General features: G+C 68.2%; 11 protein-coding genes. 8 read left to right on the plus strand and 3 right to left on the minus strand.

The features are described from left to right. The first annotated feature begins 4 nt into the window (after positions 1–4). Positions 5–982 carry a type II secretion system F family protein gene (locus AC3WMA_RS18735; protein WP_492286860.1) on the plus strand — a complete coding sequence of 326 codons (978 nt, stop codon included), beginning with the start codon at positions 5–7 and terminating at the stop codon, positions 980–982. Between the two features lie 149 nt (positions 983–1,131). Here the strand turns inward: AC3WMA_RS18735 and AC3WMA_RS18740 are convergent, their stop codons facing one another. Continuing rightward, positions 1,132–2,028 carry a tetratricopeptide repeat protein gene (locus tag AC3WMA_RS18740; RefSeq protein WP_492286861.1) on the minus strand — a complete coding sequence of 299 codons (897 nt, stop codon included), beginning with the start codon at positions 2,026–2,028 and terminating at the stop codon, positions 1,132–1,134. 130 nt (positions 2,029–2,158) lie between these two features. Between AC3WMA_RS18740 and AC3WMA_RS18745 the strand changes: the two genes are divergently transcribed. The 3 genes from AC3WMA_RS18745 to AC3WMA_RS18755 all read left to right on the plus strand — a co-directional run bounded on the left by AC3WMA_RS18745 (position 2,159) and on the right by AC3WMA_RS18755 (position 4,980). Beyond that, positions 2,159–3,541, plus strand: coding sequence for a leucyl aminopeptidase family protein (locus AC3WMA_RS18745; RefSeq protein WP_492286862.1), 1,383 nt, complete (start codon positions 2,159–2,161; stop codon positions 3,539–3,541). Positions 3,542–3,621: 80 nt separating this feature from the next. Continuing rightward, entirely contained in the window at positions 3,622–3,975 is a 354-nt protein-coding gene (locus AC3WMA_RS18750; protein ID WP_293808478.1) for a MarR family winged helix-turn-helix transcriptional regulator, read from the plus strand. A gap of 147 nt (positions 3,976–4,122) precedes the next feature. Continuing rightward, complete coding sequence (locus tag AC3WMA_RS18755) at positions 4,123–4,980, plus strand: C40 family peptidase (protein WP_492286863.1); 858 nt, start codon at positions 4,123–4,125, stop codon at positions 4,978–4,980. A 1-nt stretch (position 4,981) separates the two neighbouring features. On the opposite strand, the gene mutS is transcribed toward AC3WMA_RS18755, so the two are convergent. Continuing rightward, positions 4,982–7,708 (minus strand): DNA mismatch repair protein MutS, encoded by a 2,727-nt coding sequence (gene mutS / locus AC3WMA_RS18760; protein WP_492286864.1) that lies wholly within the window; start codon positions 7,706–7,708, stop codon positions 4,982–4,984. A gap of 104 nt (positions 7,709–7,812) precedes the next feature. Here mutS and AC3WMA_RS18765 point away from each other — a divergent pair, with 104 nt between their 5' ends. Further along, a complete protein-coding gene (locus tag AC3WMA_RS18765; protein ID WP_492286865.1) occupies positions 7,813–9,645 on the plus strand; it encodes a methyl-accepting chemotaxis protein in 1,833 nt (610 codons plus the stop codon). 121 nt (positions 9,646–9,766) lie between these two features. Continuing rightward, entirely contained in the window at positions 9,767–12,052 is a 2,286-nt protein-coding gene (locus tag AC3WMA_RS18770) for an NADP-dependent malic enzyme (RefSeq protein ID WP_492286866.1), read from the plus strand. A 36-nt stretch (positions 12,053–12,088) separates the two neighbouring features. Here AC3WMA_RS18770 and AC3WMA_RS18775 read toward each other — a convergent pair whose 3' ends face one another. Further along, the gene (locus tag AC3WMA_RS18775) at positions 12,089–12,391 is read right to left on the minus strand and encodes a plasmid stabilization protein (RefSeq protein WP_492286867.1); all 303 of its coding nucleotides are present in this window, start codon (positions 12,389–12,391) and stop codon (positions 12,089–12,091) included. A 240-nt stretch (positions 12,392–12,631) separates the two neighbouring features. Between AC3WMA_RS18775 and AC3WMA_RS18780 the strand changes: the two genes are divergently transcribed. After that, a complete protein-coding gene (locus AC3WMA_RS18780) occupies positions 12,632–14,350 on the plus strand; it encodes an ABC transporter ATP-binding protein/permease (RefSeq protein WP_492286868.1) in 1,719 nt (572 codons plus the stop codon). Between the two features lie 44 nt (positions 14,351–14,394). Next, complete coding sequence (locus tag AC3WMA_RS18785) at positions 14,395–14,961, plus strand: hypothetical protein (RefSeq protein ID WP_492286869.1); 567 nt, start codon at positions 14,395–14,397, stop codon at positions 14,959–14,961. The last annotated feature ends 138 nt before the right edge of the window (positions 14,962–15,099 follow it).

Raw genomic sequence — 15,099 nt, forward strand, 5'->3', positions numbered from 1 at the left:
GGCAATGATTTCCCAGATCGTCAACAGCGTCACCAACCCGCAGTTCATGCTGGCGCTGCTGGCCGCCATCGCGGCGGCGGCCACCGTGATCACGATCGCGATTCCGCTGACCGAGGGCAACAATCTCCAGAAACGCATGAAGAACGTCGCGACGGAGCGCGACAAGATCCGTGCCCGCGAGCGCGAGCGGCTCAACCGGCAAAACGAGAAGGTCTCGCTGCGCCAGGAGCCCAAAGCTTACATGCGACGCGTCGTGGAGCGGTTCAAGCTGGGCGACTGGCTCGGCACCGAGAGCGCCAAGAAGCAGCTCGCGATGGCCGGCCATCGCGGCCCGCAGGCGGAGATCGCCTTCCTGTTCTTCCGCCTCGCAGCCCCCGTCGGCCTGTTCCTGTTCGTGCTTTTCTACCTCTTCGTGATCAATGATTTCGGCCAGAGCTTCACGATCAAGATCGCCATCGGCATCGCAGGCGCCTATCTCGGCATCAAGGCACCCGAGATCTTCCTGTCGAACCAGATCACCAAGCGGCAGGCGTCGATGCGGCTGGCCTTTCCGGATGCGCTCGACCTCCTGCTGATCTGCGTCGAATCCGGCATGTCCATCGAAAATGGATTCCGCAAGGTCGCGGGCGAGATCGGCAATCAGTCGGTGCCGCTGGCGGAGGAGTTCGCGCTGTGCACGGCCGAGCTCTCCTATCTGAGCGACCGCCGCATCGCCTATGAGAACCTTGCGATCCGCACCGGCCTCGAGAGCGTGAAGTCGGTCTCGACGGCGCTGATCCAGGCCGAGCGCTACGGCACGCCGCTCGGCACGGCACTTCGCACGCTCGCTCAGGAAAGCCGCGACCAGCGCATGTCGGCCGCCGAGATGAAGGCCGCCTCCCTGCCGCCGAAGCTCACCGTGCCGATGATCCTGTTCTTCCTGCCGGTGCTGTTCGTGATCATCCTGACGCCGGCCCTGGTACAGGTCTTCAAATGGGAGTGAGGCCCCCAATGGGCGGCCGCTCGACTTGAGAGCCGCAAAGGCGCAACCCATCGAATAAAGCAGAAAGGCCGGAGCCCCAAAGCTCCGGCCTTCTTTGATTGTGTCCGGTTGCCGGCGCGAAAGCGCGGATCGGGGGAGCGCCCCTCGTCTCAGACCGGCGGCGCGGCGGCAGGCGCGCTGGCCGCTCCGTTCGCCACTGGCGGCCTGGCCTGCGACGGAGCCCGGCCCTTGCCGCCCTTCAGCAATTCCCAGCTGTTCTGCTGGCTGACGCTGCGCTTGAGATAGGCGATCGTCGCCGCCGCCTCGGCGGGGCTCTGGTCGCGACGGGCCAGCGTCTCGGCTTCGCCGAAGCGGCCTTGCAGGCCAAGGACGAAGACGAGATTCTGACGGACGCGGGCATCCGCCCGGTCCGAGGCAGCAGCCTCGGCGAGCACGCGCTCGGCCTCGGGCAGGTTGCGCGACAGGGCGAGCGACAACCCGTAATTCGACATGATCGTCGGCTCGTTCGGGGCGAGCTTCAGCGCCGTCTGGTAAATCTGCTGGGCACGGGCATGCTCACCCATCTGGTCGGCGACGGTGCCCTGGGCCGACAATATCCGCCAGTCCGGCCGCTCGGGCGAATGCGCCCGCGACAGGACCTCGTCCGCCTCGCGCAGCCGGCCATTATCGGCAAGCGAACGGCCATAGGCGCCAAGAAGCTCGCGGTCGTCCTGATGGATCAGGACCGCATTCTGCAGCACGGCCAGGGCCTGGGCATTCTGGTCGAGGCTGCGCAGGGCCCGCGCGTAGTAGAAGGCGGCGTCGCGGTCCTTGGGATTGGCGTCGTAGCGCTTCGCCCAGTTTTCACGGTCGGCCTGCCAGTCCGACGAGGTTCGCGGCTGGCTCGCCTGGCTGCTGCGGCCGATCGAACCGGTGATGTCGCCGGGGCCGCCACGGCCCTGGCAGCCCGCGAGAACGAGCGCAGCTAGGCAAACGGCCAGACCGAGCGCGGGGCGGGAACCCCGCAGGGATTCGCGAGCGGAAGAATGGGGCCGGGCTGAAGACATGGGCCGGATCGCCTCCCGAAAACGGGTCGTCTGGATGGGTTCGACTGGTCGATCCGGTGATAAAGCGTTAACCCTAATGCATTCTTAATCGCCTCCCTGACGCTCCTGCCCGAAACCGAAACATCGCTCCGTGCACAGCCTCCTGACCTCCTCCTCCGCCGCAGCCATTCCCGTTCACGTCGTCTCGGCCGGCACCTGGCCCGCGCTTCAGGACCGGCTATCCCCGGCCAATCGCAGTTTCGCCCTTGCGCAGGGTTTCGCGGCCCGCGCCGGCCAGCATTGCCTGCTGCCCGACGCGCAAGGGGCGCTGGCGGCGGTCCTGCTCGGCATCGACGCCGCCGCGCGCCGGCCTGATCCCTTCGCGGCCGGACGCCTCGCCGCGCTGCTGCCCGCCGGCGATTACGCCTTGTCGGGCGAGTTCGGCGATCCCACGCTGGCGGCGCTGAGCTGGCTTCTGCAGGGCTATCGCTTCGATCGCTACCGCAAGCCGAGCCCGGCACGCGCCCGGCTGGTCATCCCCGGCGGCGTCGACGGCGAGGAGATCAGCCAGATCGCCGAATCCGCCATGCTGGCGCGCGACCTCGTCAACACGCCGGCCAATGAACTCGGGCCGGGCGAGATCGAAGCGGCGATCCGCGGGCTCGCCACCGAATGCGGCGCGACCGTCACCAGCATCGTCGGCGACGACCTGATCGCCCGCAACTTCCCGATGATCCATGCGGTCGGCCGCGCCTCGACGCGCGCACCGCGGCTGATCGACCTCGTCTGGGGCGACCCCGCCCATCCCAGGGTCACGCTGGTCGGCAAGGGCGTCGCCTTCGACACCGGCGGGCTCAATCTCAAGCCCGACGCCTCGATGCTGCTGATGAAGAAGGACATGGGCGGGGCAGCTGCCGCGATCGCCGCAGCGCGGATGATCATGCTGGCGAAGCTGCCGGTGCGTTTGCGCCTGCTGGTCCCGGCCGTCGAGAATTCCGTTTCGGGCAACGCCTTCCGGCCCGGCGACGTGCTGGCGAGCCGCAAGGGCCTCTCGGTCGAGATCGGCAATACCGATGCGGAAGGCCGCCTGATCCTCGCCGATGCGCTGACGCTGGCGGACGAAGAGGCGCCGGAGCTGCTCGTCGATTTCGCGACACTGACCGGTGCGGCTCGCACCGCGCTCGGCCCGGATCTGCCGCCATTCTACACGCATGACGAGGACCTTGCGTCCGAGATCGCCCGGCTCGGCATGGCCATGAACGACCCGGTCTGGCGGCTGCCGCTCTGGCCGCCCTATGACGGCCTGCTCGATTCCAAGATCGCCGACGTCAACCACGTCTCCGGCGGCGGCATGGCCGGCTCGGTCACGGCGGCGCTGTTCCTCAACCGCTTCGTCGAGAAGACGAAATCCTACGTGCATTTCGACATCTACGCCTGGAACCCCTCCGCCAAGCCGGGGCGGCCGGAAGGCGGCGAATGCCAGGGAGCGCGGCTGATCCACGCCCTCGTCAAGCAGCTCTACCCGCGCGGTTAAGGCTGTTCGGCGAAGCCGATTGCGCGCCGCCGCCACCGCGATAATGATACGGGTCCGTAACGATCGGGATCCGTGCCTTTATGCCCCTGGAGATCAAGCCTTCGCAGGCGCTCAAGCTGTGGCGGCAGGTGCATCTCGATCTGGTGCGGGACCATGACGCCGATCTCTCGGCGCGCCAGACCGCGATTCTGCTAACCGTCTATCTCGAATTGCCGCCGCATACGGTGCGGGGCCTCGCCAGGCAGCTCGGCGTGACCAAGCCGGTGATCACGCGCGCGCTCGACACGCTCGGCAAGCTCGGCCTGCTGACCCGCAAGCGCGACGAGGCCGATCGCCGCAATGTCGTGATCCAGCGCACCGTCGCGGGGGCGCTGGCCGTCGAGCGGTTGGCCGATCTCGTGACGGAGCATGCCAAGGAGATTGGCGGCAGCTGACGCCTTTGCTCCTCGTCATGCCCGGGCTTGAGCCCTGAGCATCTCGGAAACCAGTTCCTTCTCGTCCTGAAATTCTCGGGTCTCCGCTGCGCTCCGCCCGAGAATGACGTGGTTCCCTGAGGAGGGGCAGCGCTCTAGATTGCCGCCATGACCGCGATTCTCGACCGCCGCATCCATGCCTTCCGCCCCGACCTCGCTGCGCGCACGCTGGCAGGCCAAGTCGAGGCCGCCCGCTTCGTCGACCCGCAGCCGATGCGCATCGTCGCGGCTTCCGCTCCCGTGCGGCGCGAGCCACGCCCGGACGCCGCGCTCGATACCGAGGCGCTGGCCGGCGAGCTGGTGCAGGTCTATGAGCGCGAGGAGGGCTGGGCTTGGGCGCAGCTCGCTCGCGACGGCTATGTCGGCTACATCCCCGACGATGCCTTGCGGCCGGACCAACCGGCGCCGACGCACCGCGTCGCGGGCTTGCGGACCTTCGTCTATCCCGGTCCCTCGATCAAACTGCCGCCGCTCACTGCGCTGTCGCTCGGTGCCAACGTCGCCGTCGTCGAGAGCAAGGGCGATTTCGCGGTTCTAAGCGATGGCGGCCATGTCTTCGCCGCCCATCTTGCGCCAATCGACCGGCATGAGGCGGATTTCGTCGGGGTGGCCGAGCGTTTCGTCGGCGTGCCCTATCTCTGGGGCGGCAAGACCAGCCTCGGGCTCGACTGCTCGGGGCTGACGCAGCTTTCCCTCGCCGCCGCCGGCATCGCCGCGCCGCGCGATTCCGACATGATGGAAGCGACGCTCGGCCGGCCGGTCGCGTTGCGCGAGGATCTGTCGGGACTCCAGCGCGGCGATCTCGTCTTCTGGAAGGGGCATGTCGGCATCCTGACCGATCCCGACACGCTGCTTCATGCCAGCGGGCATGTGATGAGCGTCTATCGCGAGCCGCTGCGCGAGGCGCGCGACCGCATCCGCGCCAAGAGCTTCGGCGAGATCACCAGCATCAAGCGGCTGGGCTAGCCTAGCCAATCCCTTTCAGGCGATAGAGCGCTTCCAACGCCTCGCGCGGGGTCATCTCGTCCGGGTCGATCCCGGCGAGTGCCTCGCGCAAACCGTCCGGCTCGCCCTCGGCAACGACCGGCGTAGGCTTGCGCTGCGGCACGGCGAAGAGCGGGAGGTCGTCGACCAGTGAGGCGACGGGCTTCTCGCGCTCGGTCTTCTCGAGTTCGCCGAGGATGGCGCGGGCGCGCTCGACCACGGCTGGCGGCAGGCCTGCGAGCTTGGCGACCTGGATGCCGTAGGAGCGGTCAGCCGCGCCCGGCACGACCTCGTGCAGGAAGACGACCTCGCCCTTCCATTCGGTGACGCGCACGGTCGCGTTGGCGACGCGGTCGAGCCGGTCTCCGAGCGCCGTCAGCTCGTGATAGTGGGTCGCGAACAGGCTGCGGCAGCGATTGATCTCGTGGAGATGCTCGATCGCCGCCCAGGCGATCGAGAGGCCGTCGAAGGTCGCGGTGCCACGGCCGATCTCGTCGAGGATGACGAGCGCGCGCGGGCCGGCCTGGTTCAGGATCGCCGCCGTCTCGACCATCTCGACCATGAAGGTCGAACGGCCGCGCGCGAGATCGTCAGCCGCGCCGACGCGCGAGAACAATCGGTCGACGATGCCGATATGCGCAACGGTCGCCGGCACGAAGGAGCCCATCTGGGCGAGCACCGCGATCAGCGCGTTCTGGCGCAGGAAGGTCGATTTACCCGCCATGTTCGGGCCGGTGATCAGGCAGATGCGCCCGCCCTTGGCCTCCGTGCCCGGTGGCGACAGTTCGGTGTCGTTGGCGACGAAGGGCTTGCCGTCGCGCTTCAGGGCGGCCTCGACCACGGGGTGGCGGCCGCGCTCGATGGTGAAGGCGACGCCGTCATCGACCTGCGGGCGGCTCCAGCCCTCGCGGCCAGCGAGATCGGCCAGTGCCGCTGCGACATCGAGTTCGGCCAATGCCAGAGCGGCGGCCTTGATCGGCTCGGCCTGGGCCAGCACGGCTTCGCTGAGCGCGGCGAAGATGGCGAATTCGAGCTTCAGCGCCCGGTCGGCGGCGGAGGCGATCTTGGCTTCGAGCTCGCCGAGCTCGACCGAGGAGAAGCGCATCGCATCCGACATGGTCTGGCGATGCACGAAGGTCGCGCGCCAGGGATCGCGCAGGAATTCCTCGCCGGCTGCCTGGGGCACCTCGACGAAATAGCCGAGCATCGCGTTGTGCTTGATGCGCAACGTGCGGCAGCCGGTCTCGGCCGCATAGCGCGCCTGCAATTGGGCGATGACCTTGCGCGAGTCGATCTGGAGCAGGCGCAACTCGTCGAGCGCCGGATCGAAGCCTTCGCGCACGAAGCGGCCGTCGCGACGGTTGAGTGGCAATTCATCGGCCAGCGTCGCGTTGAGGCGCACCGGCAGATCGGGATCGCTCTCGCCGAGAGCCCGCATGGCGCGGGAAAGCTCGACCGGCAGTTCACCGCGCCGGACCAGCAAGGCCGCGATCGCGCGGGCGGCATCGAGCCCGGCGCCGAGCGCCGCGAGGTCGCGCGGGCCGCCACGGTCGAGCGAGAGACGCGCCAAGGCACGGGCGACATCCGGCACCTTCTCCAGGGCCAGGCGCAGGTCCTCGCGCAAGCCTGCATCCGTGACGAGCAGCTCGACCGCGTCATGGCGGGCAGCGATGGCGGCAGGATCAGTCAGCGGGCCGGCAAGGCGCTCGGCCAGCAGGCGCGCGCCGCCCGGCGTCACCGTGCGGTCGATCGTGGCGAGCAGGCTGCCCTGCCGCTCGCCGCCGAGGGTACGGGTCAGCTCCAGATTGGCGCGGGTCGCGGCGTCGATCAGCATCGTCGCCGAGCCGGCATCGCGCACCGGGGCCGAGAGCGGCGGACGGGCACCGAGCTGGGTGCGCTCGACATAGGCGAGCGCGGCGCCGGCCGCAGCGATCTCGGCGCGCGTGAAGGCGCCGAAGGCATCGAGCGTGGCGACGCCGAAGAATTCCTTCAGGCGCCGCTCGGCCGAGGCCGCGTCGAGCCCGTCACGGGCCAACGGCGTCACGGGAATCGTGATCTCGCGCCAGAATTCCTTGAGCTCGGGATCGTCATGGATCGCATCCGGGCAGACGATCTCGCGCGGCTCCAGCCGCGAGAACTCGATTCCGAGCCGCTCCTGCGGCGTCTCCATCACGGTGAAGCGGCCTGTCGAGATGTCGATCGCCGCGATGCCGTAGAGCGAGGCAGATTCGCCGGTCTTGCGACGCGCCACCGCGACGAACAGGCTGGCGCGGCCGGGTTCGAGCAGGCGCTCCTCGGTGATGGTTCCGGGCGTGACGAGGCGCACGACATCGCGCTTCACCACCGACTTGTTGCCGCGCTTCTTGGCCTCGGCCGGGTCCTCGGTCTGCTCGCAGACGGCGACGCGATGGCCGGCGGCGATCAGGCGCTGGAGATAGTCATCGGCACGCTCGACCGGCACGCCGCACATCGGGATGTCGTCGCCCTGGTGCTTGCCGCGCTTGGTCAGAACGATGCCGAGCGTGCGCGAGGCGATCTCGGCATCCCGGAAGAACAATTCGTAGAAATCGCCCATCCGGTAGAACAGCAGGCAGTCCGGATTGGCGGCCTTGATCTCGACGTACTGCGCCATCATCGGCGTGACGCGCTCAGGCGCGGCGGCGGCCGGAGGCGCGGGGCGGGCGGATTCGGAGGAGGAGCTCTGGCGCATTGCGCCGGCACGCTAGCAAAATGTCCGGCCAAGGCCATCCGTTAGGACGGCTTTCAACAATTCAAAGCACTGTTCAGCAGCCGATTCGGGCCAGGATCTCCACATTGCTGCTGATCAACCTCGCCGAGAGCCTGTTCTTCCTGCTGCTGGCGGGATTGCTGCTGACCGTCGCAACCCCCCGGATCGGTAACCGGGCCTGGCTGCGCCAGCTGATCGTCGGCATCCTGTTCGCAGCCGGCGCCCTGGTCAGCATGGGCAATCCCTTCGAGATCATGCCCGGCCTCGTCGTCGATTCCCGCAACAGCTTCGCGATCCTCGCCGGGCCCGTCGGCGGCCCGATCGCCTCCGTGCTGACCGCCGCGCCGCTGGTCGTGATGCGCTATCTCAGCGGCGGCGTCGGCATGGTGACCGGCATCACCGGCATCCTCGCGCGCGCCGTGATCGGCCTCGCCTATGCGCTGTGGCTGGCGCGGCGCCGGCGTCCGTTCGGCCTCGGCGACCTCGCCGCGCTCAGCGCCATCGACGCAGCCATCCTTTTAGCCTCAGCCGGATTCATCCCCGGCGCGGCCGGTGAACGCTTCCTGCGCGAGGCGGTGCCGGTGATGATCCTGGTCGGGACGATCGGCATCTTCCTGACCGGCATCATCGTGATCAACGACACCGAAAGGCGGGAGACGGCCTACCGGCTGCGCACGCTGATCGACCGCGCGCCGGGCACGCTCTACCAGCGGCTCGTGCAGCCGAACGGCACGATGACCTACCAGTTCGCCTCCTTCGCCATCGACAAGCTGCTGGGGATCACCAAGGAAGAGGTCGAGCGCGATCCCGAGGCCTGGCTCGGCAAGCTCCTGCCGGAAGACCGGGAGCGTTTCGAGCGGCAGCGGCGCGACCAGCAGGAAACCGAGACGCTCTGGCGCTTCGAGGGACGCTATCACGGCGCCGATGGCGGCATCGTCTGGCTTCGCAGCGAATCGACCAAGCGGCGCCTGCGCGACGGAACGATGGTCTGGGACGGCATCCTGCTCGACATCACCGCCGAGAAGACGCTGGAAACCCGCCGCGCCGAGATCGAGACATTGCGCAAGACGACGCTCGACGCACTCGCGAGCGATCTCGAACGCACCGTCGGCAAGGCGCTCGGCGATGTCGGCGCCTCGCTGCACGGCATGCATACCGCGGCCGGCCAGATGGTCGAGAACGCCAACAAGACGACGCTGCGCGCCGAAAGCGTAACACAGGAGGCCGGCAGCGCCTCGCGCCGGATCAGCAGCGTCGCCGTCGCCGCCGAGGAGATCGAGGCCTCGATCCGCGAACTCACCCGTCAGACCAGCCATGCCGACGATACGGTGCGCGCCGCCGCCAGCTATATCCGCAGCACGCGCAGCGACGTCGCCGGGCTGACGGAGGCGGCCGACAAGGTCCGCGCCGTGCTCGACTTCATCGAGGAGATCGCGGCCCGCACCAACCTGCTCGCCCTCAACGCGACGATCGAGGCGGCCCGCGCCGGAGCGGCCGGCCGCGGCTTCGCCGTGGTGGCGGGCGAGGTCAAGACGCTGGCCGAACAGACGCAGAAGGCGACCCGCGACATCGCGGAGACGCTCGCCGACATCCGCGGCGCCGCCGCGACCGCCTTCGAGGCCGTGGCCCATATCGAGGGCACGATGACGACGATCGAGCAGACCTCGGGCGCCATCGCCGATGTCGTCAGCCGCCAGGCCGGCATCGCCTCGACCATCGCCGCCGACGCGCAGGCGGTGGCGCTGAGCGCTGATGCCGTCACCGTCAATGTCGGGGCCGTCGGCGCGGAGGCGCGCGTCACCGGCGATGCCGCGATCCAGGTCGCGGACGCCGCCCGCAAGGTCGACGAGCAGGCCGAGGCACTCGACCGCTATGTCGCGGATTTCGTGCGCAGCGTGCGCAGCGCCTCGCGGGCCTGACCGCCCGCGACACCGCTCCGCTCCGTCAAGAGTTCTGTGAAGCACTCGCCGCTTGTGATCTCAGGCGCCGCCGCCGTATGGTCGGTACCCCTCGAGGAAACGCACAAGAAAAGACGCTTCGATGAACGACCGTCCGACGACCAAGAGAGCCCGCCCGACCTTCACCGACCAGGAAGCCTTGCTGTTCCATTCGCAGGGACGGCCCGGCAAGCTGGAGATCGTCCCGACCAAGCCGATGGCAACGCAGCGCGATCTCTCGCTCGCCTATTCGCCCGGTGTCGCCGTGCCGGTGCTGGCGATCGCGGAGGACCCGTCGCGCGCTTATGACTATACGACGCGCTCGAACCTCGTCGCCGTGATCACCAACGGCACCGCCATCCTCGGCCTCGGCAATCTCGGCGCGCTCGCCTCGAAGCCGGTGATGGAAGGCAAATCGGTCCTGTTCAAGCGCTTCGCCGATGTCGACTCGATCGATCTCGAAGTCGATACCGAAGACCCGGACAAGTTCATCGAGGCCGTGCGCTATCTCGGCCCGTCCTTCGGCGGCATCAATCTCGAGGACATCAAGGCGCCGGAATGCTTCATCATCGAGCAGCGTCTGCGCGAATTGATGGACATCCCCGTCTTCCATGACGACCAGCATGGCACCGCGATCATCGCCGCCGCCGGCCTGGTCAACGCACTCGACCTGACCGGGCGCGACATCAAGTCGACCAAGCTCGTCATCAATGGCGCGGGCGCGGCGGCCATCGCCTGCATCGAGCTTCTGAAGGCGATGGGCTTCAAGCCCGACAACGTCATCCTCTGCGACACCAAGGGCGTGATCTACCAGGGCCGCACCGAGGGCATGAACCAGTGGAAATCGGCCCATGCGGCGGTCACCGACCGGCGCACGCTGGCCCAGGCGCTGGACGGGGCCGACGCCTTCTTCGGCCTGTCGCAGAAGGGCGCGGTGACGCCGGAGATGGTCGCCTCGATGGCGCCGAACCCGATCATCTTCGCGATGGCCAATCCCGATCCGGAGATCACGCCGGAGGAGGTCCACGCCATCCGCGACGACGCGATCATGGCGACCGGCCGTTCGGACTATCCGAACCAGGTCAACAACGTGCTGGGCTTCCCCTTCATCTTCCGCGGCGCGCTCGACGTGCGCGCCACCACGATCAACATGGAGATGAAGATCGCCGCGGCCGAGTCGCTGGCGATGCTGGCGCGCGAGGACGTGCCGGACGAGGTCGCCGCCGCCTATCAGGGTTCGCGGCCGCGCTACGGCAAGGACTACATCATCCCGGTGCCGTTCGACCCGCGCCTGATCCATGTCGTGCCGATGGCGGTCGCCAAGGCCGCGATGGATACCGGCGTCGCCGGCAAGCCGATCGTCGACACGGCCGCCTACAAGGCGCAGCTCTCGGCCCGGCGCGACCCGATCGCGGGAACGCTCAACCGCATCTTCGAGCGCGTCCGGCGCTATCCCAAGCGCGTCGTCTTCGCCGAGGGCGAGGAGGAGCAGGTCATCCGCGCCGCCGCTTCCTTCGTGGCGCAGGGGCTCGGTCAGGCCATCCTCGTCGGCCGCGAGGACCGCATTTCGGAGGCCGCGACCTTCCTCGGCGTCGATCTCGAAGCCAAGGGCATCTCGATCCAGAACGCCCGCCTCTCCCACCGCAACAGCGCCTATGCGCAGTATCTCTACGAGCGGCTGCAAAGGCAGGGCTATCTGTTCCGCGACTGCCAGCGCCTGATCAACCAGGACCGCAACCATTTCGCCGCGGCGATGGTGGCGCTCGGCGATGCCGACGCGATGGTGACCGGCGTCACCCGCAATTACTCGATCGCTCTGGAAGAGGTCCGCCGCGTCATCGACGAGAAGCCGGGACATCGCGTGATCGGCGTCTCGATCGTGATCTCGCGCGACCGCACGGTGCTGGTGGCGGATACCGCGATCACCGAGATGCCGACGGCGCGGCAGCTCTCGGAGATCGCGATCGAGGCCGCCGGCGTCGGCCGCAGGCTCGGCTACGAACCCAAGGTCGCCATGCTGGCCTTCTCGACCTTCGGGCATCCGGCCGGCGAGCGTTCCGAAAAGGTGCGCGAGGCGGTGGCGCTGCTCGACGCCCAGCGGGTCGATTTCGAGTATGACGGCGAGATGGCGGCCGATGTCGCGCTCAATCGCGAGGTGATGAGCCAGTATCCGTTCTGCCGCCTCTCCGGGCCGGCGAACGTGCTGATCATGCCGGCCTTCCACTCGGCCTCGATCTCGACCAAGCTGCTGCAGGAACTCGGCGGCGCGACCGTGATCGGCCCGCTGATCGTCGGCCTCGACAAGCCGATCCAGATCGTGCCGCTCGGCGCGAAGGATTCCGATATCGTCAACATGGCTGCGCTCGCCGCCTTCAATATCGGCGGCTAGCCGCCGGCCGCGCCTGAGCCGGGCGGATCGTCCGGCTCAGGACGCGTTCTTCTTCCGCGTTGCGGCCGCCTTCTTCGCCGAAGCCGAGCGCTCGGCCTTCGGGCGCGCGGCCGAAGCCTCGCCGCCGAGCTTGCCACCGCGCCTTGCCGAAACGTTCGTGTCCGGCTTGCCCCGGCCGGAGCCGGACTTGTTGCCGCCACCGCTATCCTTGTTCACGGTTGCCCAGGCGCGCGCTTGCGCCTCCTCATGCGGAACGCCCCGCTCCTCGTAGCTCTCCTCGATATGCTCGGCCTTGCGCTTCTGCTTGTCGGTATAGGCGGATTTGTCTCCACGCGGCATGGCGAACCTCCCTGCACGGACCTGAGCGGGGAACGCGAAGCGCCTCAGCGCTGTTCCGGAGCGGGCCGCGCGGCCGCTCCGTTCATGTCGAGTTCATTTTCGCCCGATCAGGTTCGAGCCAGAGGAGACCGGAAAACCGGCCCTGGGGGACTAATCGCAACCGTGCTGACGCCCGACGAGACGACAGGCGCGAAATCGGACGTGCCTGGAGATCGCCAGGTTGCGCTACGATTCGCGCGTTTGACCCGTGATTTCTGGCGCGGCGAGACCGCGCGCTGCGCCTGGCTCTGGACGCTGCTGCTGGCGGCCGGCGTGATCCTCACCGTCTTCGCCAATGTCACGGTGAACCGCTGGAACGGCTGGTTCTTCGACGCGCTGGAGCGCAAGGACGGGCACAGCGCCCTCGTCGCCATGGCCGTATTCCCGGTGATCGTGCTGGTGGTCGCCGGGCTCGGCGTCCTCATCCTGAAATCGCGCGAGACCTTCCAGGTTCACTGGCGGCGCTGGCTCACCGCCAAGCTGGTCGATGGCTGGGTCGGCGATCGGCGCTTCTTTCGCCTGAGCCTCTCCGGCAAGGAGCCGGCCAACCCCGAATACCGGATCGCCGACGATGTCCGCTGGGCGACCGAGCCGATCGTCGATTTCGCGATGGGCCTGCTCTCCTCCGTCATCACCATCGTGATGTTCATCGAGATCCTCTGGGAGATCGGCGGCAGCCTGAGCCTGAGCTGGGGCGAGAGCGAGATCACCATTCCCGCCTATCTCGTGCTCGCCGCGATCCTCTATGCCGTGATCGTCACCCTGCTGGTGACGGCCGTCGGACGGCGCCTCGCCGGGCTCATCGCCCTGCGCACGGAGAGCGAGGCTGGCCTGCGCTTCGCGCTGATGCGCATCCGCGACCATGGCGAGGCGATCGCACTCGCCCGCACCGAGGCCGGCGAGCGCCATGCCGTGGCGCAGAGCCATGGCGTGCTGGTGCTGCGCTGGCTTTCCGTGATCACGCAGCGGGCGCGCCTGACCTGGATCACCAATGGCAGCAGCGCGCTGGTGCCGGTCGTGCCGCTGCTGCTGGCAGCCCCGAAATACCTCGCCGGGGAGATGACGCTGGGCGGCGTCGTGCAGGTCGCCGCCGCCTTCGTCGCGGTGCAGAACGCCTGCAACTGGCTGTTCGACAATTTCATGCGCATCGCCGAATGGCTCGCCGCCGCGAGGCGCGTCAACGAGCTCGCCGATGCGCTGGAAGAGGTCGAGCAGGAGCCGCCGGCACAGGGCCTCACCGTCGAGGACGGCCCGCATGACAGCCTGCGGCTGGAGGCGGTGACGCTGCATGACGGCGCAGGCCACGCGCTCGCCGCCGGTATCGGCTTCGTGCTGCCTGCGGGAGCCGTACTCCATGTCACCGGCGATGCCGGCTTCGCCAAGAACGCGCTGATGCAGGCCATCGCCGGGCTCTGGCAGCAGGGCGACGGCACGATCGTGCTGCCGCGTGGGGCGCGCGTCGCGATCGTGCCGCAGCACCTGCAATTGCCGGGAATCGGTTTGCGCCATCTCCTCCAGGGCGACCGACCGCGCCCGGCGCCGGAAGTCGCCGCGACCTTGCGCCGCTACGGGCTGTCGACCCTGACCTCGCGGCTCGATGGCGAGGACGACTGGAACAAGAGCCTGACCCGGGCCGAGCGGCAGCGGCTCGCACTCGCGCGGACCGAGCTGGCCGATCCCGCAATCGTCCTGCTCGACGAGGCGACCAGCGCGCTGGAGACCGACGCGGCGCTGGAGATCCTGACCGAGCTGCGCGCCGCCCTGCCCCGCGCAATCATCATCGCCTTCGGGCAAAGCGCGGGCCTGGCGGAAAGCGCCAGCCATCGGATCGTGCTGCGCCGGATCAGGGGCGTCGCCGAAATCGTCGAGCGCGAGGGCTTCGCCGAGCCCCGCATCACCGCGACCAGCGAAGCCCGCTGAGCGGCTTCGCCACCAGAAAACGACCTTCAGAGAGGAGAAACACCGTGAAGATGAATATCTGGGATGCGTTCTGGGGCCTCGAGATCGAGCAATGCCCCTGCGACGTGCATTTCGTCGAATGGCTGGAGCAGGAGAAGCTCAGCGGCAAGCGCATCTACCATTTCGGCACCGGCGGGCACCACTATGTCGGCCTGCGCTGCGCCGAGCCGCATCTCGACAACACGGTTCTCGGCATCACCGCCTCGCCGCAGGAATACGAGTCCTTCATCAAGCTCGCGACCGACAACCCGAACGTCACCAAGACCTACAGCGCCTATTTCGGCGACATCTACACCAGCAATGCCCGCCTGCTGCCGCGCTTCGACATCGTGACGCTGTTCCACAGCGGCGAGTTCCGCGGCGAGGCCAACGACGCCTATGGCGCCTTGACCGACCGTGAGGTGATGGATCTCTTCACCGCGCAGACCGACAAGGGCGGCTATATCCTGTTCTACAGGGGCTCCTATGCCTATGACGTGGCAGAGCGGCTGATCCCGGACTGGATGAAGGCGATGCCGGTCGAGGAGGTCGAGGGCTTCAAGACGCTGCGCATCTTCCGCAAGACGGCCTGAGCCCCGCTCCAGCCTTGCCCGAAACCGGGCTCCCTCATGCGGCCCATTCGCCGCAGCGGCTTGTGAATTGCCGCCGAGGCGCTATCTGTCGGACGGGGCTCGCCCGAGCCCTGCCCGCCACCGCGCCGCCGCATCCCG

This window comes from Allobosea sp. FW305-C-101, from assembly GCF_058783685.1.